This is a genomic window from Jiella avicenniae, assembly GCF_021390325.1.
Taxonomy (GTDB): Bacteria; Pseudomonadota; Alphaproteobacteria; order Rhizobiales; family Rhizobiaceae; genus Jiella; species Jiella avicenniae.
On the sequence record NZ_JAJUWU010000014.1, the window covers coordinates 87,811 to 108,644 of the forward strand.

At 67.2% G+C, this 20,834-nt stretch carries 18 protein-coding genes and 1 other RNA gene; 7 read left to right on the top strand and 12 right to left on the bottom strand.

Features of this window, described 5'->3' with window-relative positions:
* Positions 1 to 831: an ABC transporter ATP-binding protein gene (locus tag LZD57_RS13965; RefSeq protein ID WP_233720095.1), complete on the bottom strand. Its 831-nt coding sequence runs from the start codon at positions 829 to 831 to the stop codon at positions 1 to 3.
* Between the two features lie 6 nt (positions 832 to 837).
* Positions 838 to 3,075 (bottom strand): TonB-dependent siderophore receptor RhtA, encoded by a 2,238-nt coding sequence (gene rhtA / locus LZD57_RS13970; RefSeq protein WP_233720096.1) that lies wholly within the window; start codon positions 3,073 to 3,075, stop codon positions 838 to 840.
* A 464-nt stretch (positions 3,076 to 3,539) separates the two neighbouring features.
* Here rhtA and LZD57_RS13975 point away from each other — a divergent pair, with 464 nt between their 5' ends.
* Positions 3,540 to 4,655: a diguanylate cyclase domain-containing protein gene (locus LZD57_RS13975; protein WP_233720097.1), complete on the top strand. Its 1,116-nt coding sequence runs from the start codon at positions 3,540 to 3,542 to the stop codon at positions 4,653 to 4,655.
* Positions 4,656 to 4,755: 100 nt separating this feature from the next.
* Here LZD57_RS13975 and LZD57_RS13980 read toward each other — a convergent pair whose 3' ends face one another.
* The gene (locus LZD57_RS13980) at positions 4,756 to 5,496 is read right to left on the bottom strand and encodes a GntR family transcriptional regulator (RefSeq protein WP_233720098.1); all 741 of its coding nucleotides are present in this window, start codon (positions 5,494 to 5,496) and stop codon (positions 4,756 to 4,758) included.
* A gap of 110 nt (positions 5,497 to 5,606) precedes the next feature.
* On the opposite strand from LZD57_RS13980, the gene LZD57_RS13985 reads away from it, so the two are divergent.
* The 4 genes from LZD57_RS13985 to uxuA all read left to right on the top strand — a co-directional run bounded on the left by LZD57_RS13985 (position 5,607) and on the right by uxuA (position 9,746).
* The gene (locus LZD57_RS13985; RefSeq protein ID WP_233720099.1) at positions 5,607 to 6,590 is read left to right on the top strand and encodes a C4-dicarboxylate TRAP transporter substrate-binding protein; all 984 of its coding nucleotides are present in this window, start codon (positions 5,607 to 5,609) and stop codon (positions 6,588 to 6,590) included.
* Between the two features lie 67 nt (positions 6,591 to 6,657).
* A complete protein-coding gene (locus LZD57_RS13990; RefSeq protein ID WP_233720100.1) occupies positions 6,658 to 7,203 on the top strand; it encodes a TRAP transporter small permease in 546 nt (181 codons plus the stop codon).
* A 10-nt stretch (positions 7,204 to 7,213) separates the two neighbouring features.
* Positions 7,214 to 8,491, top strand: coding sequence for a TRAP transporter large permease (locus LZD57_RS13995; RefSeq protein WP_233720101.1), 1,278 nt, complete (start codon positions 7,214 to 7,216; stop codon positions 8,489 to 8,491).
* 46 nt (positions 8,492 to 8,537) lie between these two features.
* Positions 8,538 to 9,746, top strand: a complete 1,209-nt coding sequence (uxuA, locus tag LZD57_RS14000) for a mannonate dehydratase (RefSeq protein WP_233720102.1) — start codon at positions 8,538 to 8,540, stop codon at positions 9,744 to 9,746.
* A gap of 340 nt (positions 9,747 to 10,086) precedes the next feature.
* On the opposite strand, the gene LZD57_RS14005 is transcribed toward uxuA, so the two are convergent.
* The 9 genes from LZD57_RS14005 to ffs all read right to left on the bottom strand — a co-directional run bounded on the left by LZD57_RS14005 (position 10,087) and on the right by ffs (position 19,183).
* Complete coding sequence (locus LZD57_RS14005) at positions 10,087 to 10,830, bottom strand: FadR/GntR family transcriptional regulator (protein ID WP_233720103.1); 744 nt, start codon at positions 10,828 to 10,830, stop codon at positions 10,087 to 10,089.
* Positions 10,827 to 11,807 carry a galactofuranose ABC transporter, permease protein YjfF gene (gene yjfF, locus LZD57_RS14010; RefSeq protein ID WP_233720104.1) on the bottom strand — a complete coding sequence of 327 codons (981 nt, stop codon included), beginning with the start codon at positions 11,805 to 11,807 and terminating at the stop codon, positions 10,827 to 10,829. Before yjfF ends, LZD57_RS14005 begins: the two co-directional genes overlap by 4 nt.
* Positions 11,804 to 12,841 carry an ABC transporter permease gene (locus LZD57_RS14015; RefSeq protein WP_233720178.1) on the bottom strand — a complete coding sequence of 346 codons (1,038 nt, stop codon included), beginning with the start codon at positions 12,839 to 12,841 and terminating at the stop codon, positions 11,804 to 11,806. The genes yjfF and LZD57_RS14015 overlap by 4 nt, the downstream gene beginning before the upstream one ends.
* Positions 12,842 to 12,843: 2 nt before the next feature.
* Positions 12,844 to 14,415, bottom strand: coding sequence for a sugar ABC transporter ATP-binding protein (locus LZD57_RS14020; RefSeq protein WP_420844811.1), 1,572 nt, complete (start codon positions 14,413 to 14,415; stop codon positions 12,844 to 12,846).
* Between the two features lie 292 nt (positions 14,416 to 14,707).
* Positions 14,708 to 15,670 (bottom strand): galactofuranose ABC transporter, galactofuranose-binding protein YtfQ, encoded by a 963-nt coding sequence (ytfQ, locus tag LZD57_RS14025; protein WP_233720105.1) that lies wholly within the window; start codon positions 15,668 to 15,670, stop codon positions 14,708 to 14,710.
* Between the two features lie 122 nt (positions 15,671 to 15,792).
* Positions 15,793 to 16,824, bottom strand: a complete 1,032-nt coding sequence (locus tag LZD57_RS14030; RefSeq protein ID WP_233720106.1) for an endonuclease/exonuclease/phosphatase family protein — start codon at positions 16,822 to 16,824, stop codon at positions 15,793 to 15,795.
* Between the two features lie 16 nt (positions 16,825 to 16,840).
* The gene (locus LZD57_RS14035) at positions 16,841 to 18,358 is read right to left on the bottom strand and encodes an AMP nucleosidase (RefSeq protein WP_420844815.1); all 1,518 of its coding nucleotides are present in this window, start codon (positions 18,356 to 18,358) and stop codon (positions 16,841 to 16,843) included.
* Between the two features lie 34 nt (positions 18,359 to 18,392).
* Positions 18,393 to 18,587, bottom strand: coding sequence for a hypothetical protein (locus tag LZD57_RS14040; protein ID WP_233720108.1), 195 nt, complete (start codon positions 18,585 to 18,587; stop codon positions 18,393 to 18,395).
* A gap of 498 nt (positions 18,588 to 19,085) precedes the next feature.
* Positions 19,086 to 19,183, bottom strand: an RNA gene (gene ffs / locus LZD57_RS14045) — signal recognition particle sRNA small type.
* Between the two features lie 78 nt (positions 19,184 to 19,261).
* Here ffs and LZD57_RS14050 point away from each other — a divergent pair.
* Together LZD57_RS14050 and nudC are read left to right on the top strand one after the other, a co-directional pair.
* The gene (locus LZD57_RS14050; protein WP_233720109.1) at positions 19,262 to 19,678 is read left to right on the top strand and encodes an HIT domain-containing protein; all 417 of its coding nucleotides are present in this window, start codon (positions 19,262 to 19,264) and stop codon (positions 19,676 to 19,678) included.
* Positions 19,679 to 19,863: 185 nt separating this feature from the next.
* On the top strand, positions 19,864 to 20,814 hold the full coding sequence (gene nudC, locus LZD57_RS14055) for an NAD(+) diphosphatase (RefSeq protein WP_233720110.1): 951 nt from the start codon (positions 19,864 to 19,866) through the stop codon (positions 20,812 to 20,814).
* Positions 20,815 to 20,834 lie beyond the last annotated feature (20 nt).

Below are 20,834 nucleotides of genomic sequence, written 5' to 3' on the forward strand. Positions count from 1 at the left end.
CTAAAGCGGATAGACGACGGTCGGCCCGCTTTCCTGCGGGCGGACCGTCGCGATCGGAAGGTCGAAGATGTCGGAGAGGATGCCAGGCTCGAGGAGATCCTCGGGCGGGCCGGCGAAGGCCGCCCGGCCATGTTTCAGCGCGATCAGATGGTCGGCGAAGCGGATCGCCATGCCGACGTCGTGGATCGCCATGACGATGGTCAGCCGGCGCCGCTCCTTCAGGGCCCGGAGCAGTCGCAGCACCTCGATCTGGTGCCTCAGGTCGAGGGCGGCGGTCGGCTCGTCGAGCAAAAGGCAGGACGGCTCCTGGGCAAGCAGCATGGCGAGCCAGGCGCGCTGGCGCTCGCCGCCGGACAGGCTGGCCATCGCCCGTTCGGCCATGTGGGCGAGGCCGACCTGTTCGAAGGCATCGGCGACGGCGCGGCGATCGTCGTCGCGATGCCGGGCGAAGGCGCCTCGCCAGGGATAGCGGCCGAGCCGGGCGACCTCGGCGACCGTCATGTTCGCCGCCTCGGGCGGATGCTGCGGCAGCCAGCCGACACGGCGGGCGAAATCCCGCGTCCCGTAGCTCGCAGCCGGCGCGCCGGCAAAGACCAGTTCTCCTTCGCTCGGCGCGAGCTGGCGGGCCAGGAGCGACAGGAGCGTCGACTTGCCCGACCCGTTGTGGCCGAGAAGGGCGACGAAGCGCCCGGCCGGAATCTCCAGATCGAGGGGCGAGAGAATTCGCGTGCCGCCGACGGCGTAGCCGACCGCCTTCAACGCGAACAGCGCGGCGCCCGCGGCTGGAGGCCCCGCGAGCGCCGCGCCGCCACCGATGGGAGCAATGGCCATTTCCGGTCAGAACTCCTTCGTCATCGAGACGGTGAAGGTGCGGCCGCGGCCCTTGTAGTCGAAGACCTCCTCGCTGGCGTAGGCGCCGTAGAAGATCTTGGCCCGCTGGCCCCAGATCGTCGTGTAGTCCTTGTCGAAGAGGTTGAGGACGCCGAAGTTCACGGTGAGGTCCGCCGGCTCGTATTCGTAGGAGCCGACGAGGTCGAACAGCGTATAGCCTTCCAGTTCGAGGCCGTCGTCGTCCTCGTAGTCGAAGACGTGCTGGCCGTTGAGGGCGACCTTGAAGATCTCGTTCGACCAGCCGACGTGACCGCCGAGCGTCGAGGTGCTGGCGTCGGTCACCGCCGAAGCGACCCAGTCGCCGCCGTCCTTCACTTCGGAACGGACATAGTGGCCGAGGACGCCGGCATCGAAGCCGTGGGGCAGCTCGACGTCGAGCTTGCCTTCGACGCCGTAGACCCGGCGATCCCGATCGGCGAGCGAGATCAGCAGCGAAGTCCTGTCGTATTCGACTGTCTTGTCGGAGAGCGAATAATAGCCGGCGATCTGGGCGTCGATCGTCTCGTCGCCGTAGCGGTAGCCGAGTTCGTAGGAGTCGGTCTTAATCGCGCCGAGGGCGGATTCGTCGACGTTCACCGACGACAGGAGGACGTAGCGGCCGCCGGAAAGGGCATATCTGCCCTGGCCGTAATACTTCGCCGGGTCCGGCAACTCGAAGCCTTGGCTGAAATTGCCGTAGACTTGGCTGCCGCCGCCGACGTCGACGGTCGCGCCGATGTTGAAGAGATCGGCGGAATAGTCGACCGATCCGCCCGGAATGCTGTCGGCGCCGGTGGCGAGACCGAGCGCGATCGCGGCCTGCTGGGTGGTGGCGACGAAGTCGTCGACCTTCGTCTTGGCGTATTGATGGCGATAGCCGCCGGAGATCGTCAGCCAGTCCGTCGCCTCCCAGCTCGCCTGGGCGAAGCCCGACAGCGTCGAGACCTCGATGCCGGGATAGCGGCCGATCGAGGCGAACTCTTCGAGTTCCATCGCGCCGGTGGAGGCCGAGAGGACCGGATCGAAGATCGTCTGGCCGGCGAAGAAGTCGTCGACGTCGCCGTCGGTGCCGAAGGTCAGCTTCAGCCCGTCGAGCGGCTGGGTGACGAGCGCCGCCTTGTAGCCGTAGAAATCGGTCTCCTGACTGGATGCGGAGAAGAAGCGGGCGCTCGAATCCGGAAACGGGTTGAAGTCGAGGGTTTCGGAGCGCCAGAAACCCTGCAGGATGAGCTGCTGGCCGAACAGATCCTCGTTGGAATAATTCGCCGTCACCATCTTGCGCTCGGTCGCCGGATCGACGTCGGAAGCGTAGCCGTCGCGGATCTCGATGTCGCCCGGATTGCCGGTGAGGCCGGAATAGTTGGTGCCGAAATAGAGGCCGTAGGGGCTGTCCTGCTGGCTATCGTAATATTGCGCCGTCAGTTCCAGCCGCTGGTTGGCGTCGATCTGCAGGCCGACATTGCCGAAGACGTCGACGACGGTGTTGAACTGGGTCGAGGTCTGGGTGATGTCGGGGACGATCATGTCGCCATCGCCGTCGAAGAAGGCCTTGGTATCGGCCCCGGCGATCGACAGGCGCATGTCCCAGGTCTCGTCGTTGTAGGTCACGGCCGCCGCGCCGTTGAGGTCGCGGTCCTCGCTGGAATTGAAGCCGGAGCCGATGCCCGCCCGGACCTCGCCGTGCAGGCCGGGCCCGGCGTCCCTGCCCTTCTTGGTGATGATGTTGATGATGCCGCCCGAGGCATTGCCGCCATAGAGCGACGTCGCGCCGGAAAGCACCTCGATGCGGGCGATGTTGAACGGGTCGATCGAATCCAGCTGGCGGCTGATCGCCCGGGCCGAATTCAGCGAGACGCCGTCGATGAGCACCAGAGCGCTGCGGCCGCGGAGATTCTGGCCGTAATTGGTGCGGGTGCCACGGCTGCCGGGGTCGAAGGCCGGCACTTCCTGGCCCAGAATGTCCTTCAGCGAAAGGCCGGCCCGCGCCTCGTCCTGGATCGTCGCCTCGTCGACGACGGTGATCGTGTTGGCGATTTCAGAGATGCGCTGCGGCGCCCGCGAGCCGGTGATGACCACGGTCTCGAGCGAGATCGTCTCCCCTTCCTCCTGGGCGGCGGCCGGTGCCGCCATCGCGCCTACGGCAAGGGCCGCGAGGGCGGACGACCGGGACAGGGCAAGGCGAAGGGTCGGGGCGATGAAACGCATGGTGACGGCCCATTGACGGCGACGGCCGATCGCCATCCGCGATGGCGGGGACGGCTGGGCCATGGATGAAAGCAGTGGCCGTTTTTACAGGCATTCCAATGAGATGGGGCCCACCCGAACGGCTATTCGGGGTCACTGCTATTTATCATGACCAAGGGAGTCAACAAATCCTGTCCGCCGTTTTTGAGCCGCAATTGGGATGCGGCAGATTTGCAACAGTTTTAGAATTCTTCGAAAACATCTGGCGATGCGCCGAAGCCCCGGTGTGAATGCCGATGCGGCACGGCTCCGGCTGCTTCCTCCGGCCCCAAGCCCCCTCGAACCAGCCCTTGGCCGCGACGGCGACGGAGCCACCCGATGACGGCGGTCGGACGCTCAGCGCGGTTGTCGGGCGACGTTTACGCTCCGGCAACCCGCGCTTCCTAAAGTTCTGCCGCTCGTTTCGTCCAAAACGAAAGCTTGCCGTGCCCAACCACACCGACCAGCAGATAAGGGACGCAGAGGCGGCCGGAGCCGGCCCGCCGGCGGCTGCGCATGCCGACCCGCAAATCGCCCGGCTGGAAGCCAGGATTGCCGAGCAGGATGCCGTGATCCGGCAACTCGAGGCGGAAGTCGCCCACAGCCGAAGGACCTTCGAACAGGCCTCCGCTGCTGCGCAGATCGGGGTGTGGGAGTGCCGGCTGCACGATTCGAGCCTGCGCTGGAGCGACGTCGTCTACGACATCTTCGAACTCGATCGGGATTTCCCGCTGGAACGGGAAAAGATCCTGGAGCTCTATCCGGAAGCGACGCGCCGCGAACTGAGTGAAATCCGCGCGAAGGCGATCGCCGAACGGACCGGCTTCTCCCTCGATGCCGAGATCGTCACGGCACGCGGCACCAAACGCTGGATCCGCATCACCGCCACGGTCGAATGCGTCGACAAAGAACCCGTCCGCATCTTCGGCATGAAGCAGGACATCACGGCCGAGAAGACCGCGACGCTGCGTCTGCGCACCATGGCGGAAATCGATTCGCTCACCGGCCTCGCCAATCGCAGCCGCTTCCAGGCGCTGATCGCCGGCGAAGCCGCGGACGGGAGCGCGCCGTCGCCCGTCGGCGCGGTGATGCTGATCGATCTCGACCGGTTCAAGGAAATCAACGACGACCACGGACATCTGGTCGGAGACGATTGCCTGAAGGACGTCGGGCGCCGGCTCTCCCTGCTCGCCCCCTGGAGCAAATGCGTCGCACGCATCGGCGGCGACGAGTTTGCCGCCGTCTTCGATCCGCAGACGCCGAAGGAGACGGTGCTGCGTCTGGGCGCGATGGTGGTACGGCTGATGCGGCGATCGCACCGCGTCGCCGGCCGGAGCATCCCGCTCGGTGCCTCCGTCGGGATCGCCTTTTCCACCGGCGGGTCGGGCGATACGCTCTACGGCCGGGCCGACGCCGCACTCTACGCGGCCAAAGCCGTGGGCCGGGGAACCGTGCGCGTCTTCGGCGGAAGCGATCGCGATCCGGTCGCAAGGCCCCTGCGCCGCCGCGCCGCCGGATCGATCACCCTCGGCGAGCCCTGCGAGGCCGCACTCGGCGCATGATCCGGATACGCGGCCACGAAGCGATCGCCTCGGCGCCGAAACGACGGGTCCGGCCGGCCGACTGACCGGGCGGCCCATGGGCCGCCGCCGTCGTCGGATTTCAGGGCGTTTCCGCCGCCCCGACCCTCAGTCCGGGCTGCAGGTCGGCTGCATGGCCCGGCAGCTCTTCGTCCTCGAACAGTTCGGGAAAGGCCCTGGCGAGCCGCGGCAGGGCGAGCAGGATCTCGCGCAGATGCACCCGGACGGCCGCCGCCGCCGCATCCGCATCCCCCGCCCGGATGGCGCGAAGAATGTCGCGATGCTGGTCGATCAGCAGCGACATCGGCGAGGCCTCGGGAAGCGAGAGGTAGCGCACCCGGTCCATCTGCGCCTTGCCCATCTCGATCACCCGCCAGGCCTCGCTGCAGCCGATCGCCTCGGCCAGACCCTTGTGGAACTTCTCGTCGAGGGCGAGAAAGCCGGCGTGGTCGTTTATCGCCGCTGCCTCCTCCTGGCCCCCGATCACCTGATCCAGCGCTTCGAGCGCCTCCGGGCTGGCGGACAGGCAGCAGTGCCTTGCCACCGCCACCTCGACCGCCTCGCGCACGAAGCGCGCATCGGCCACCTGGCGCGGCGAGACCTTGACGACGAAGGTGCCGCGCTGCGGCAGGACGCGCACGAGGCCGGCCTCGGCGAGCTTGATGAACGCCTCGCGCGCCGGCTGCCGGCTGGAGCCGAAGCTCGCCGCGATTTCCTTTTCCGATAGCGCCTGGCCCGGCTTCAGGGCCATGGTGATGATCGCCTGGCGGAGCGCGCCGTAGATCTGCGGCGCGACGGCCGCCCTCTCGTCGATCTTCAGCATGGCGAAAATTCCACTTGCAAATGCATGCATCACACTACCATACTAGCCAGATCAGGCAAGCGACCGGATGGGAGAAGTCCGCCGCTGCCTCGAATCGGGAGGTTCTCACCATGTTTCGAACGGCTTTCGCCGCCGCGGCCCTCGCCGGCTGCCTCATCGTCGGCGCCGGGCAGAGCGCCCGCGCCCAGGACTACCAGCTCAACGTCAACACCGCGCTGACCCAGGAGGACCCGATCTACAAGGGTCTTGAGACGTTCCGCGACAAGGTCAAGGAACGCACGGACGGCAAGGTCGAGATCCGCATCTTCCCGAGTTCGCAGCTCGGCAAGGACGAAGACGTGCTCGAACAGGCCCGCGCCGGGGCCAACGTCGCCGTGCTCGTCGATCCGGGTCGGCTGGCGGTCTTCGTCAAGGACATCGGCGTCCTCGGCGGGCCCTATCTCGCCGACGGCTTCGATCAGTATCGCAAGATTACCACCTCCGATCTCTTCGAGGGCTGGGCCGAGGAGCTGAACTCGACGGCGGGCCTCAAGGTTCTCTCCTTCAACTGGTGGCAGGGCGCCCGCCATCTCGTCACCCAGAATCCCGTGTCGAAACCCGCCGATCTCGCCGGCGTGCGCATGCGAACCCCCGGCGCGCCGGTCTGGATCGAGACGATCAAGGCAATGGGCGCGACGCCGACCCCGCTCGGCTGGACCGAGGTCTATCCGGCACTGCAGCAGAACGCCATCGACGCTGCCGAGGCGCAGGATACCGCAGTCTACGGCGCCAAGCTGTTCGAAGTCGCCAAGCATCTGACCAAGACCGGCCATATCGGCCTGCTCACCGGCCTCGTGACGTCCGGCCAGTGGTTCGATTCGCTGCCCGACGACCTGAAGACCATCGTCTCCGAAGAGGCGCTCGCCGCCGGCGACGTGGCTTCGAAGGGCACGGAGGACGCCATCTCCAGGGTCGACGCGGAGATGGAGAAGGCCGGCATGTCGATCGACGAGATCGACGTCGCGCCCTTCAAGGAAGCGACGGCCGGCGTCTACGAGACGCTCGGCTATGGCGATCTGAAGAAGCAGGTCGACGCGGTTCTCGCCGGCAACTGAGCCGCACAGCAGCGTCCGGTCCGGCGGCGTCTTCGACGGCGCCGGACCGCCTTCACCGAACCGGCGAATGTCCATTTCCATGTCCGCAATCGTCCCCCGCCTGGAAGATGCCGTCGGCCGCATCCTTCTCGCCGCCGTCGTCGTCCTCGTCTTCACCGGCGCGGCGTCGCGCTTCGTCGGGCATCCGATCATCTGGTCGGTGGACATGGCCCAGGCCGCCTTCGTCTGGCTGTGCTTCTTCGGGGCGCTGAAGGCGATGCGCCGCAAGGCCCATATCGGCGTCGACTATTTCGTCGCCAAGCTGCCCGTCGCCGCCCGCCGCACGATCGAGATCCTGCTCGCCGCCCTCGTTCTCGCCTTCCTCGCCACCATGGGCTGGTTCGGCATCAAGCTGACGCTGCTCAACACGGCGCGCATCTTCGGCGACAGCGGCATCTCCTACGCCTGGGTGACCGCCGCCGTGCCCGCAGGCTGCCTCGCCCTCGCCCTCATCCTTCTCGCCCAGCTCGTCCGGGCGCTCCGCTCCGGCGGCCTCGTCTACTCGCCCGAGCCGCGCGGCGAAACGCCGGATGGCGATCCCGCCCCGGGCGTTCGCACCGCCGGCGAACTGTGAGCGACGACCGATGCTTCTGCCGACCATCCTGTTCTTCGCGCTGATGCTCCTCGGCATGCCGATCGCCTTCGCGATCGGCATCGCGGGCTTCTCGTTCTTCCTGACCAGCCAGTTCATCCCGGTCTCGATCGGCATCCAGCAGGTCGCCACGGCCTCGCAGAGCTTTCCGCTGCTCGCCGTGCCGCTCTTCCTGCTCGCCGGCCACATGATGAACAAGACCGGCATCACCCGCCGGCTGATCGGCTGCTCGAACGCCCTCGTCTCATGGATGGCCGGCGGCCTCGCCCAGGTCTGCATCCTGCTCTCGACCTTCATGGGCGGGGTCTCCGGTTCCGCCGTCGCGGACGCGGCGATGGAAGCGCGCATCCTCGGGCCGGAAATGATCCGCTCGGGCTACGCCAAGGGCTTCACCGCCGCCACCATCGCCGTCGGCTCGCTGATCACCGCGACGATCCCGCCGAGCCTCGGCCTCATCCTCTACGGCTTCGTCGGCAACGTCTCGATCGGCCGCCTGTTTCTCGCCGGCGTCATCCCCGGCCTGATGATGATGGTCGCGCTGATGACGACCGTCTGGATCGTCGCCCGCAAGAGAGGCTACGGCGCCAAGACGAAGGAACTGCCGAGCTGGCGCACCGTCCTCGCGACGCTGAGGGACGCGATCTGGGCGCTGCTCTTTCCGGTCGCCCTGCTCGTCTCGATCCGCAGCGGCGTCTTCACCGCGTCCGAGGTCGGCGCCTTCGCCGTCGTCTATGCCGTCGTCGTCGGCGTCCTTCTCCATCGCGAGCTGACCTGGGAGGGCTTCCAGGAGGCCCTGGGCGAGACCGTCGTCGACGTCGGCGTCATCACGCTCATCATCCTGTTCTCCGGCATGGTCGGCTATGCCATCGTCTTCGAGCGCGCGCCCCAGACGATCGCCGAACTGCTTCTCGGCCTGTCGAGCGAGCCGATCGTCGTCGTCTTCCTGATCCTCGTCTTCGTCTTCCTCTGCGGCCTGTTCATCGAGGCGACGGTGCTGGTCCTGCTGCTGACCCCGATCGTCCTGCCGATCGTCCAGCCGCTCGGCGTCGATCCGGTGCATTTCGGCATCCTGATGATGACCATCGTCACCCTCGGCGGCATGACCCCGCCGGTCGGCGTCGCCATGTATGCCGTCTGCTCGATCCTCGACTGCCCGATCGAGGACTACGTCAAGGAATCGCTGCCCTTCGTGGCGGCCATCCTCCTCGTCGTGGTGATCCTCGCCTTGCTGCCCGGGCTCGTGCTTCTGCTGCCGAACCTTCTGATGTAAGCCGGCTGAATTTCGGCTTTCAACCCGACCCGAATGAGGAGAAAAGATGCGGCAGACCTGGCGTTGGTTCGGCCCCGGCGATCTCGTGACCGTCGACGACATGCTGCAGGCCGGCGTCGAGGGCGTCGTCTCGGCGCTCCACCACGTCCCCACCGGCGACGTCTGGACGCCGGAGGCGATCGAGATGCGCCAGCGCGAAATCGCGACGCGCCGGGACGGAACCCCGTCCGGCATCGCCTGGGAAGTCGTCGAGAGCCTGCCCGTCTCCGAGGCCATCAAGAAGCAGACCGGCGATTTTCGCGCCCATGTCGAGAATTACAAGACCAGCCTGAAGCACCTGAAGGCCGCCGGCATCGAGGTGGTCTGCTACAACTTCATGCCCGTCCTCGACTGGACCCGCACCGACCTCGCCTACCGGGTTGCCCACGGCGGCACGGCGATGCGCTTCGACCTCGTCGACTTCGCCGCCTTCGACATCTTCATCCTGGAGCGTTCCGGCGCCCGCGAGAGCTTTTCCGAAGAGGTCGCGGCGAAGGCCGAAGAGCGCTTCGCGGCGATGGACGAGGCCCGCAAGGCCAGGCTCGCCGAGAACGTCGTCTTCGGCCTGCCCGGCGCGGCGGAGCATTTCACCCTCGCCGACGTGCGCGACCATCTCGCCGAATACGGGCCCATCGGCGAGGAGGGCCTTCGGCGGCATTTCGTCGACTTCCTGTCCGAGGTCGCGCCGATGGCCGAGGAACTCGGCATCCGGCTCTGCTGCCATCCCGACGATCCGCCCTTCCCGCTCCTCGGCCTGCCGCGCATCATGTCGACGGAAGCCCATTACCGGACGATCATGGACGCGGTCGACGTTCCAGCGAACGGCATCACCCTGTGCTCCGGCTCGCTCGGCGTTCGGCCCGACAACGACCTGCCCGGCATGATGGAACGGCTGGGAGACCGGGTGCATTTCCTCCACCTGCGCAACACCATCCGCGAAGGCGAGGCCCTGCCCGCCTCCTTCTACGAGGCCGAGCATCTTGCCGGCGACACCGACATGGTGGCGCTCGTCGCCGCGGCTCTGAAGGAAGAGGCGAAGCGTAAGGCGGCGGGACGAGCGGACGTCTCGATCCCGTTCCGGCCGGACCACGGCCAGGACATTCTCGACGACCTGTCGCGAAAGGCGCAGCCGGGCTATCCGGCGATCGGCCGGCTGAAGGGCCTCGCGGAGCTGCGCGGGGTGATCGCGGGGCTGGGGTATGGTGGGCGACCCTGAGGCGGCTTCCTTTGAGGGCTCATCCCCGACGGGATTTGCCTATCGGGATAAAGGAACTCCGCCGGATCGCCCGTTTTCGCTCAAACCGGCGGACGAGAATCAGCCGAACCCGTTGAAATCGCGTCATCCTCGGGCTTGTCCCGAGGATCGACTGCCGTCGCCGCACCAAAAGCCTTACCGGATGCCCTTCCGCCCGCGGAGAGCCCGACACTCAAACCGCAACAGATCCTCGGGACGAGCCCGAGGATGACGAGGCTTTACTGTATGCGCGCCTTCATTCCATCGCAGTGAGCCGGAAAAAAACAACTAAGCATCCGGCAATCACGTCCACTCTCCCCCCTCACCTCACCCCATCCCCCAGCGCCGCCTGCGTTCGCGTCGCGCCGAGTTCGATGACGGCCCGCATCGTCGCGCGGGCGCGGTCCTCGTCACCCGAGGCGATGGCGTCGACGATCAGGCGGTGATTGTCGGCGCATTCGCGGATCATCTCGGCATCCTCGGCGGGCGAGGACAGCCGCAGCACGCAGGCGAGCGCCGCCTCGATCAGGCCGCTCGTCGCCCGCATGAAGGGGTTCTGCGCAATGTCGGCGACGGCGAGGTGGAATTTCAGATCCACCTGGGCGATCGAGGTGCGGTCGTGACCGGGGTCGCCGAGTTCCTCGACGATCCGCCCGAGTCGTTCGACGTCCGCCGGCCCCGCCCTTCGGCAGGCGAGCGCCGCCGCCTCGGGCTCGAAGGCGAGACGCATCGTCGCCAGATCCTCGATGAAGCGGGCGTCGAGGCCGGTCTCCACCCGCCAGCGCAGGACGTCCGGATCGAGAAGGTTCCACTGCTCGCGTTCGAGCACGCGCGTGCCGACCCGGGTCTTGGCCTCGATGAGACGTTTTGCGGCAAGCGTCTTCATCGCTTCGCGCAACACGGTGCGCGAGACGCCGAAGATCTCGCCGAGTTCCTTGTCGCCCGGCAGGATCTGGCCCGGCGGAAAGCGGCCGCCGACGATCTCGCGGCCGAGCGTCGCCACCACATGGCCGTGGCTCGAACGGATGGTCCGCCCGGCATCGGGAATGGCGAGCAGCCCGGTCATGCCGGCATCGCCGCGCCGCGGCGCCGCGCGCTGAGCCAGACGAGGCCGCGCTGCAGCGCGATGAAGCTGAACAGCAGCAGGCCGATGACGATCTTCGTCCACCAGCTCGAAAGCGTCCCGTCGAAGACGATGTAGGTCTGGATCAGGCCCATGATCAAAATCCCCAGAAGCGTCCCGGCGACATAACCCGACCCGCCCGTCAGAAGCGTCCCGCCGATGACGACGGCGGCAATCGCGTCGAGTTCGACGCCGACCGCGGCCAGCGAATACCCGGCCGACGTATAGAGCGAGAAGGCGATCCCGGCGAGACCGGCGAGGAAGCTCGACAGCGCATAGATGAGGATGGTGGTGCGGGCGATCGGCACGCCCATCAGCTCCGCCGACTGCCGGTTGCCGCCGATGGCGTAGACGTTGCGCCCGAAGGAGGTGAAGTGGGCGAGGACGATGCCGAGGAGGACGACGGCGAGCATCGCGACGCCGATGAAGGTCAGCCTGCCGCCGCCCGGCATGCGGTAATAGAGGCCCTGCAGCGTGTCGTAGAGATCGGCGGTGATCGGCACGGAATCGATCGAGATCAGGAAGGCCATCCCTCTGGCGAAGAACATGCCCGCCAGCGTCACGATGAAGGGCGGCATGGCGAGATAGTGGATCATCGCCCCCATCAGCGCGCCGAAGGCGGTGGTCAGCGCGAGGACGATCACCAGCGCCAGCACCGGCGGCACGCCCCAGTCGCCCATCGCGACGGCGAGGAACACGCCGGTGAAGGCGATCACCGAGCCGATCGACAGGTCGATGCCGCCGGACAGGATGACGAAGGTCATGCCGACCGCGGCGATGCCGAGAAACGCGTTGTCGGTGAGGAGATTGCCCACCACCCGCGTCGACAGCATGTTGGGGAATTCGGCGATGCACAGGCCGTAGGCGATGAGGAAGATGACGAAGGTCGTCGCCAGCGGAAACAGTCTCGACGAGGTCATCGCGCGCCCCCCTCTTCGGGCTTGGCGGCGCCGGCCGGCGTCTCGGCTGCCCTGCCGGGCCGGTGCTTGAAGAAGGCAAAGAGCGTGTGGCTCGCCGGCGACTGGACGACGAGGATGACGACGATGATCGCCGCCTTGATGACGAGGTTGAACTCCGGCGGAAAGCCGGCGAGCAGGATGCCGGTATTGACCGACTGGATGATCATCGCGCCGATCAGCGATCCGGCGATCGAGAACCGCCCGCCCATCAGCGAATTTCCGCCGACGACGACGGCGAGGATGGCGTCGAGTTCCAGCCACAGGCCGGCATTGTTGGCGTCGGCGCCGCGGATGTCGGCGGCCGCGACGATGCCGGCAACCGCGGCGCAGAGGCCGGAGGCGGCGTAGACGGCGAGAAGCAGCGCCGAGGTGCCGATGCCGGCGAGCGCGGAGGCCCGGCGGTTGATGCCGATCGCCTCGACCAGCAGCCCCAGAGCGGTGGTGCGGAAGATGAGCGAGGCGGCGATGCCGATGACGATCCACAGGATCACCGGAAAGGGCATGCCGAAGACCGAGCCCGAGCCGACGAAGATCAGCCCCGGGTCGTTGAAGGTGAGGATGACCCCTTCGGTGATCAGCTGGGCGATGCCGCGGCCGGCGACCATCAGGATCAGCGTCGCGATGATCGGCTGAATGCCGAGGAACGCGACCAGTGCGCCGTTCCACAGGCCGCACAGAATGCCGACGCCGAGCGTCATGAGGATCGTCGCGGCCAGCGAATGGTCGCCGGTAATCAGCGCCGCGGCGACCGCGCCGCAGATCGCCATGACCGCGCCGACCGACAGGTCGATGCCGCGGGTGGCGATGACGAGGGTCATGCCGATGGCGAGCAGCGCCACCGGCGCGCCGCGGTTGAGAATGTCGATCAGGCTGCCGTAGAGCCGGCCGTTGGCATAGGCGATGTCGAGGAAACCGGGGGCGATCGCGGTGTTGAGCGCCAGGATGACGACGAGGGCGGCGAGCTGCGGCAGCACCCGCTTGATGGTGGCGGGCATGGTCACGCGGCGCCCTCCGCGAGGATTTCGGCGGCGCGGCCCTTACCGCCCCGATCGCCCGGCGTCTCATCCTCCCCGGCGGCGATCGCCCGCATGATCGTGTCGGGAGTGATCGCGCCGGCCTCGAGTTCGCCGGTATGGCGGCGGTCGGCGAGCACCCGTACCCGCGTCGCATAGGCCACGAGTTCCTCGAGTTCGGAGGAGATGACCAGCAGCGACATGCCCCGTTCGCGCAGTTCCCCGATCAGACGGATGATCTCGGCATGGGCGCCGACGTCGATGCCGCGCGTCGGCTCGTCGAGGATCAGGAGCCGCGGGTCGGTGGCGAGCCAGCGGGCGAGAATGACCTTCTGCTGGTTGCCGCCGGAGAGGAACTTGATCGGCTTTTCCCGATCGCTCGTGCGGATGTCGAGGGCGGCGATGTAGCGATCGGCGATCTCTTCCTGCTCCTTGCGCGAGAGCGGCTTCGCCCAGCCGCGCCGGGCCTGCAGGGCGAGGATGACGTTCTCGCGGACCGACAGGTCGTCGACGATCCCGTCCAGCTTGCGGTCTTCCGGGCAGAAGCCGAAGCCGTGGTGGATGGCCTCGCGGGGGGAGGAAAAGCTTGCCGGGCGTCCGTCCACCGCGATGCGGCCCTCGTCCGGCTGGGCGATGCCGAACATCAGCTCGGCCGTCTCGGTGCGACCCGAACCGAGCAGGCCCGCCACCCCGACCACCTCGCCGGCGTGCATCGTCAGATCGAAGGGCGCGATCCGCCCCCGCTTGCCGACGCCCTCGAAGGAGGCGACGACCGGCTTTTTGGAATAGTCCACCGGTTCGGCGCCGTGCGCTTCCTGCTCCTGCAGTTCCCGGCCGAGCATCATCGAGACGAGTTCGATCCGCTCCAGGCCGGCGATCGGGCGCGTCGCCACCTTCTGGCCGTTTCTGAGGATCGTGACGCGGTCGGCGATGCGGTAGACCTGGTCGAAGAAGTGGGTGATGAAGACGATGCCGAGACCGCGCGCCTTCAGGTCTTCGAGAATCGAAAACAGCCGCGACACCTCGGCCGCGTCGAGGCTGGCCGTCGGCTCGTCGAGGATCAGCACCTTTCCGGACAGATCGACCGCCCGCGCGATGGCGACGATCTGGCGAACCGCGACGGAATAGGTCGCGAGCACCGCGGTCACGTCGATGTCGAGCCCGTATTGCGAAAGGATCTCCCGCGAGCGGCGGTTCGCCTCGCGGGGGCTCGTCAGGCCGAAGCGCTTCGGCTCGCGGCCGAGAAACAGGTTCTCGGCGACGGTCAGATTGGGCAGGAGGTTGACCTCCTGATAGACGGTGCCGATGCCGAGCTTCTGCGCGTCCATGACGTCGGCGGGATCGATGGACTCGCCTTCGAGCGCGATTCTGCCGCGATCGCGACGATAGGCGCCGGTCAGGATCTTGATGAGGGTCGACTTGCCGGCGCCGTTTTCGCCGACGAGGGCGTGGATTTCGCCGGCGGCGAGTTCGAAATCGACGTTCGACAGCGCGGTGACGCCGAAGAACTCCTTGGTGACGCCGTCTGCCCTCAGCAGTGGCTCGCGTCCGATCATCAGCCTGTCCCAACGCGGATGTGAGGAAGCGGTACTCCACCACCCGGATCGCCGCATCCAGGGTTCGGTCGGGCCGATCCCGTCATGATGGATGCGGCGAACCTCGGCGGACACGATTTTCCGGAATTCGGATCGTTCCCGCGTCATGACCGGCGGTGGCGGAGCGCCCGCTGCAATATCCGCGCTTCCGGCCGGAGCCCGCAAAACCGGCTTCCGCCCGGAAACGCGCCGAGAAAAGACGTCGACCGGCCTATGTCCAGAAAGCCGGCCGGCCGACGGAACCGATTCCGGCTCAGTAGCCCTGGTTCTTCTTCTCTTCGTAGATGGCCTTCGGATCGTCGGACTGGGTGTAGAGCTTCGATTCCGTCTGGATGAACTTCGGCGGCTCCTTGCCGTCCTTCTTGTAGGCTTCCAGCGCGTCGAAGGCCGGGCCCGCCATGTTCGGGGTCAGCTCGACCGTGGCGTTGGCCTCGCCGTTCGCCATGGCGAGGAAGATGTCCGGCACCGCGTCGATCGAGACGACGAGAATGTCGGAGCCCGGCTTCAAGCCGGCTTCCTTGATCGCCTGGATCGCGCCGACGGCCATGTCGTCGTTGTGGGCGTAGAGGGCGCAGATGTCCTTGCCGCCGTTCTCCGCCTTCAGGAAGCTTTCCATGACTTCCTTGCCCTTGGTGCGGGTGAAGTCGCCGGTCTGCGAGCGGACGATCTTGACGTTGTCGTGGCCGGAGATCGCCTTTTCGAAGCCCGCCTTGCGCTTGATCGCCGGCGAGGAACCGGTGGTGCCCTGCAGCTCGACGACGTTGCAATCCTTGTCGCCGACCTCCTTCACCAGCCAGTCGCCCGCGACCTCGCCCTCATGCTCGAGATCCGAGCCGACGGCGGTGAGGTAGAGATCGTCCGACGAATCCACCTGGCGGTCGAGCAGCACCACCGGGATCTCGGCGTCCTTGGCCTCTTCCAGCACCTGGTCCCAACCGGTCGCGACGACCGGCGCGAGCAGGATCGCGTCCACCCCTTGCGCGACGAAGGAGCGGATCGCCTTGATCTGGTTTTCCTGCTTCTGCTGGGCGTCGGCGAATTTGAGGTCGATGCCGCGCTTTTCGGCCTGCTCCTTGGTCAGCGTCGTCTCGGCGGCGCGCCAGCCCGATTCCGATCCGATCTGCGAGAAGCCGACCGTCATGTCGGCGGCCGATGCCGAACCTGCCATGAGGCCGGCGATCGCCACGGCACCGGCAAGCGTCTTGAACAACGTCATGAATTCCTCCCGAAAACAGCCGGCCTCCTCACCGGACGGGCATGAATACTATTATATGACAAATGGTGTCCAGTGGCCTTTCGTTGTGCGCCGCGGAAGGCCCGGCGAAAGGTGGCGCCCCCTCAGCGGGCGGCGTCCCGACCGACGAAACGCGCCGGAGCGACGTCGCCGCCAGACGCTGCCGGGACGTCGAAGGCGACGAGGATGGGAAGATGGTCGGAGGCGGTCGCCTCCTGGCGCGTCAGGGAGAGGAGGCGCACGCCGTGCGAGGCGAGGACGTTGTCGAGCGGCAGCCCGACGAGTGGCCGCAGCGGATCGGGCAGTGCGCCCGTCAGCCAGGTCGGGCCGATGCCGGTCGCGGGCCTCGTGCGCGACGCCTCGGCGTAACGCTGAACCGTGGCGCTCCACGGCGCGGCGTTGAAGTCCCCGGCGATGAGCACCGGCATCCGGAGTTTCGGCAGCACCTCCGTTCCGAGGGCCGCGACCTGCCGACCCTGGCGGAACGGCCACGGCCACTCGAGATGCTCCGAAACGACCGTGAGCCCGGCGCCGTTGCCGAGATCGAGGCGGCGGGCGAGGAAGCCGTCGCCGTCGCGGCAGACCGCATCCTCCCGGGCGAACGGGATGCGCGACAGGATCGCGAGCCCGCCGGCGGCCCCGGTGACGCCGCAGAAGGCGCTGTAGGGATAGCCGGAGCGCAGCGGCTCCAGCGCCTCGACCCACCGCCGGTTGATCTCCTGCAGCGTCAGGACGTCCGGATCGAGCCGCGCGATGGTGGTCACCGCGCGAACGGGGTCGGCGTCGTAGCGAAGGTTCATCTGCAGGAGCTTCAGCGGGCCGCGCCCGACCAGCGCCGTTTCGTCGGGCCCCGGCCGAGCCGGCTCGGCCGCCGGCCGCGGCACCAGGAAGGGCGAAACGGAGACCGCCGCATAGGCCGCCACGATGGCCGCGATCGTCGCCGCCGCGACGCTCCTGAGGACGATCAGGCAAAGGGCGAGCCCGAACAGTGCGACGGTCAGATGAGCCCGGAACTGGGCGAGCGAATCGAAGAACGGCACCGCCCTGCCGAAGAAGCCGGCGACGAGCGCGGCCGCGACGATCAGCGACGCGCCGAGGAGGAGGCTGGTCGTGATGCGGGACAGCGACGTCGTCAACGGGGTCGATCCACCGTCATTGGAACGCCGTCTCGAAGAAGGAGCGCAGCTTGCGCGAATGCACCCGCTCCGACGGCAGCTCGCTCATCAGTTCCAGCGCCCGCATGCCGATCTCCAGATGCTGGGCGACCTGCCGCTTGTAGAACTCCGTCGCCATGCCGGGCAGCTTCAGCTCGCCATGCAGCGGCTTGTCGGAAACGCAGAGCAGCGTGCCGTAGGGAACGCGGAAGCGGAAGCCGTTGGCGGCGATCGTCGCCGATTCCATGTCGAGGGCGATCGCCCGCGACTGCGACAGCCGCTGCACCGGCTCGCGCTGGTCGCGAAGCTCCCAGTTGCGGTTGTCGATGGTGGCGACGGTGCCCGTGCGCATGATCTTCTTCAGATCATATCCCGACAGGCCGGTCACCTCCTCCACCGCCTTTTCCAGCGCCACCTGCACCTCGGCCAGCGCCGGGATCGGCACCCAGAGCGGCAGGTCGGCATCGAGGACGTGATCCTCGCGCACATAGGCATGGGCGAGGACGTAGTCGCCGAGCGCCTGGCTGTTCCTGAGGCCGGCACAGTGGCCGAGCATCAGCCAGGCATGCGGGCGCAGCACCGCGACGTGATCGGTGATGGTCTTGGCGTTGGACGGCCCGACGCCGATGTTGATCATGGTGATGCCGTGGCCGTCGGCGCGCTTGAGATGGTAGGCCGGCATCTGCGGCAGGCGGAGCGGCGCGGTTCCCGATACCGGCAGCTCGAAGCCGGCCGGCGTCACGACGTCGCCGGGCTCGACGAACTCCTGATAGCCCTCGCCACCGCCGCGCATCATCTCGCGCGCCCGCAGGCAGAACTCGTCGACATAGAACTGGTAGTTGGTGAACAGGACGAAGTTCTGGAAATGCCGCGGCCGCGTCGCGGTGTAGTGGGCGAGGCGGTGCAGCGAATAGTCGACGCGCTGGGCCGTGAAGGGGGCGAGCGGCAGACGTTCGCCGGGATACGGTTCGAAGGTGCCGTTGACGATCCGGTCGTCGGTGGCGCCGAGATCGGGAACGTCGAAGACGTCCCGCAAGGGGTGATCGAGCTTCTCGGCCATGCCGCCGTCGACATAGGCACCTTCCGGCAAGGCGAAATGCAAAGGGATCGGCGTCGACGAATCGCCGACATGCACGGGCTGGCCGTGGTTCTTCAGGATGAGATCGAGTTGCTCGACGAGATAGCGATCGAAGAGATCGGGCCGGGTGATCGTCGCGGCATAGTCGCCCGGCAGCGGCACGTGGCCGAAGGCGAGCCGCGAATCCACCCGGGCATGGGTGCGGGTGGTCACGGAGACTTCCGGATAGAAGGCCCTGTAGCGCCGCGAAGCGCTGGCGCTCGCCAGAACGTCGTCGAAGCTTTTCGCAAGGAAGGCGACCGACCGATCGTAGAGACGCCGCAGCTCCGCCACCGCGTCGTCGGCGTTGGCGAACGGTCGCGGGGGCGCCACTTCGGGGGATACGATGGGGAAATGTTCGGTCGGAGTGTCGAAGGCTGTCATGGCCCGAGTTGTAATGCCGGTCGATGGCGCCGGTAAGACGGCGGATGCCTCAAAATTTCGCCTGGGCGCCGGGTCCCGCGCGATTGATGCGGCAGAGCGTTCCCGAGGAATAGTCGCAGGTGCCGCCCGAGACCGAGGCGACGAAACTGGTGGAGGTTGCCTGGGTCGTCCGCTGGGCGAGGTAGCTCATGCCGAGACCGAACAGCGCGATCAGAATCGTCAGGACGGTGAGGCGAGTGTACATCGTGTGATCCGCTTCTTCGTGCCAGATGTTGAAGGGCTCACACCCTCTTCGGGAGATAGGCCCTTTCACGGCCGGAGGCGATCCGTTCGGAGCCGTCCGACAGGGCGCCGAAACTGCCGCATGCCGCATCTTCGTCGCGCCGCACGCCATGAGCGGCTTCTCCTGCGCCGCCAAACTTACGCGAAGATTGCGCCCGGGTCGACCGCTGCGCCGCGACTGGGGAATTTTGGCGTCGCGAGAGCGGCCCGGCGAGCGACCGGCATCTCCTGAAGTTCGAACGAGGGCGGGGATTTTGAAGGTTCGGACTGGTCTTTGTCAGTCGAAAGCAATGGCGTCGTGGCTCGGCCATTCCTGCAGCGATCGGGTGGGGAAGAACGGGATAGAACGAAATAGACCGCGAGGCTTCGATCGCTCCCAACCGAACCTGACCCGCCGCGCCTCTGCACGGCGAAGGACGGACCGTCGGCGCAGAGGAATAGATCGCGGCTGGAAAAGAAGGTGGGAGGCTGGCACGATGACCCGTGCCATAGCTCGTTGGGGCTGCTTCCTTCCGGACCTGACCCGGTTGGCGAGTGGCTCGTCCACCACCAACCTCCCGGGGCTCCATATCGGCGAAAAGACGCCTAATTGCAAGCGGGGCTACCGAAAAGGACCGACGGGAGGCAACCGACCCGATGCACCAGTTCCAACTCGACCCGCGACTTGCGGCCGATACCGTGGAGGTCGCCACGCTCGGCCTCTGCACGGTCCGCCTGATGAAGGATCGCCGCTGGCCGTGGCTGATCCTCGTTCCGCAACGGAGCGGCGTCAGCGAACTGCACGATCTCACGCCCCTCGACCAGACGACGCTGACCTTCGAGACCTGCATGGTCGCCAAGGCGTTGAAAGGCTACGCCGGCGCCGACAAGATCAACGTCGGCTCGCTCGGCAACATGGTGTCGATGCTGCACGTCCACGTGATCGCCAGACGCGCCGGGGATCCGGGCTGGCCCGGCCCCGTCTGGGGCTTCGGGCAGGCCGAGCCCTATGACGACCAGGCGCTCGCGACGATGCGCGACGGGCTTGCGGAGACGGTGCTTTCGAGCCGATAGCAGCGGCACGGGACAGCATCGCGATTCGCTCCGGCATGGGATTTCCGCTGCCAAGCAGCCGCCCGAACGCCGGAACGGCATCCCGACGAGACGATTTCCGTCGTCACGCCGAATTCGGCCTTCCAGCCGCTGGATGTCGCGGACGGTATCACATGACGCATTCACGCCACGAGCGGAGACCACGGATGAGCGAGAACGAAGGACAATCCGCCGTTTCGGAGATCAGCACGCGGACCGGCTTTTCCCGCAATTCGCTGCGCCGGGACGGCGAGTTGCGGACGGCGGAGAGCCTTGCCGCCGCCCTCGCCGACGACGGGGCCGGCCTTTACCTCTCGGCCGGCGGTAAATGGCTGGTGAAGACCGAAGGGCCGGCACTCGACGCGCGATTTTCGGTTTCCGAGGCGCAGGCGCTCGCCGCGGACCTCAACGAGGCGATCCTGCTCGGCTTCGATGCGGCCGGCCGACCGGCCCTCGCCGCGCTCGTCGCAGCCACCGCCGACGAGGACGGGGCCGGCATCGCGGCCATGGACCTTCGCGGCATCGCCATGGAAGGGCGGCTCGATCCCGACACGGAAGGCCGGCTCGCGCAGGCAGCCCATCTCATCGGCTGGCACGCCAAGACCCAATTCTGCGGCGTCTGCGGACGGCCGACGCGTTCGGCCGCGGCAGGTTATCGGCGCGAATGCACGGCCTGCGACAACGTCGTCTTCCCGCGCACCGACCCGGTGACGATCATGCTCGTCCACGACGGCGCCGGCCGCTGCATCCTCGGCCGCCAGCCGCGCTTTGCGGAAAACTTCTGGTCCTGCCTCGCCGGCTTCGTCGAACCGGGCGAAACGCTGGAGGACGCGGTGCGCCGCGAGACCATGGAAGAGGCAGGCGTCGCCGTCGGCGAGATCACCTTCCTCGCCTCGCAGCCCTGGCCGTTTCCGAGCAATCTGATGATCGGTTGCCTGGGGCTGGCGACCAGCCGCGACATCACCTTCGACACGACGGAACTCGAGGCCTGCCGCTGGTTCTCCCGCGACGAGGTCCGGGCGATGCTTTCAGGCGCCCATCCGGACGGGCTGATGGTGCCGAAGCCCTACGCCATCGCCCATCATCTCATCAAGGCCTTCGCGGAGGAAGGGCCCTGAGCGGGTCCGAGCGCGACCCG

What these genes read in the sequence shown, in the direction of transcription:
- LZD57_RS14005 (WP_233720103.1), bottom strand. Translation starts at nt 10,830, where the DNA reads ATGACCGGGCTGCTCGCCATTCCCGATGCCGGGCGGACCATCCGTTCG.
- LZD57_RS13995 (WP_233720101.1), top strand. Translation starts at nt 7,214, where the DNA reads ATGCTTCTGCCGACCATCCTGTTCTTCGCGCTGATGCTCCTCGGCATG.
- ytfQ (WP_233720105.1), bottom strand. Translation starts at nt 15,670, where the DNA reads ATGACGTTGTTCAAGACGCTTGCCGGTGCCGTGGCGATCGCCGGCCTC.
- uxuA (WP_233720102.1), top strand. Translation starts at nt 8,538, where the DNA reads ATGCGGCAGACCTGGCGTTGGTTCGGCCCCGGCGATCTCGTGACCGTC.
- LZD57_RS14020 (WP_420844811.1), bottom strand. Translation starts at nt 14,415, where the DNA reads ATGATCGGACGCGAGCCACTGCTGAGGGCAGACGGCGTCACCAAGGAG.
- LZD57_RS13980 (WP_233720098.1), bottom strand. Translation starts at nt 5,496, where the DNA reads ATGCTGAAGATCGACGAGAGGGCGGCCGTCGCGCCGCAGATCTACGGC.
- rhtA (WP_233720096.1), bottom strand. Translation starts at nt 3,075, where the DNA reads ATGCGTTTCATCGCCCCGACCCTTCGCCTTGCCCTGTCCCGGTCGTCC.
- LZD57_RS14015 (WP_233720178.1), bottom strand. Translation starts at nt 12,841, where the DNA reads ATGCCCGCCACCATCAAGCGGGTGCTGCCGCAGCTCGCCGCCCTCGTC.
- LZD57_RS14050 (WP_233720109.1), top strand. Translation starts at nt 19,262, where the DNA reads ATGCACCAGTTCCAACTCGACCCGCGACTTGCGGCCGATACCGTGGAG.
- nudC (WP_233720110.1), top strand. Translation starts at nt 19,864, where the DNA reads ATGAGCGAGAACGAAGGACAATCCGCCGTTTCGGAGATCAGCACGCGG.
- LZD57_RS13990 (WP_233720100.1), top strand. Translation starts at nt 6,658, where the DNA reads ATGTCCATTTCCATGTCCGCAATCGTCCCCCGCCTGGAAGATGCCGTC.
- LZD57_RS13985 (WP_233720099.1), top strand. Translation starts at nt 5,607, where the DNA reads ATGTTTCGAACGGCTTTCGCCGCCGCGGCCCTCGCCGGCTGCCTCATC.
- LZD57_RS13965 (WP_233720095.1), bottom strand. Translation starts at nt 831, where the DNA reads ATGGCCATTGCTCCCATCGGTGGCGGCGCGGCGCTCGCGGGGCCTCCA.
- yjfF (WP_233720104.1), bottom strand. Translation starts at nt 11,807, where the DNA reads ATGACCTCGTCGAGACTGTTTCCGCTGGCGACGACCTTCGTCATCTTC.
- LZD57_RS14040 (WP_233720108.1), bottom strand. Translation starts at nt 18,587, where the DNA reads ATGTACACTCGCCTCACCGTCCTGACGATTCTGATCGCGCTGTTCGGT.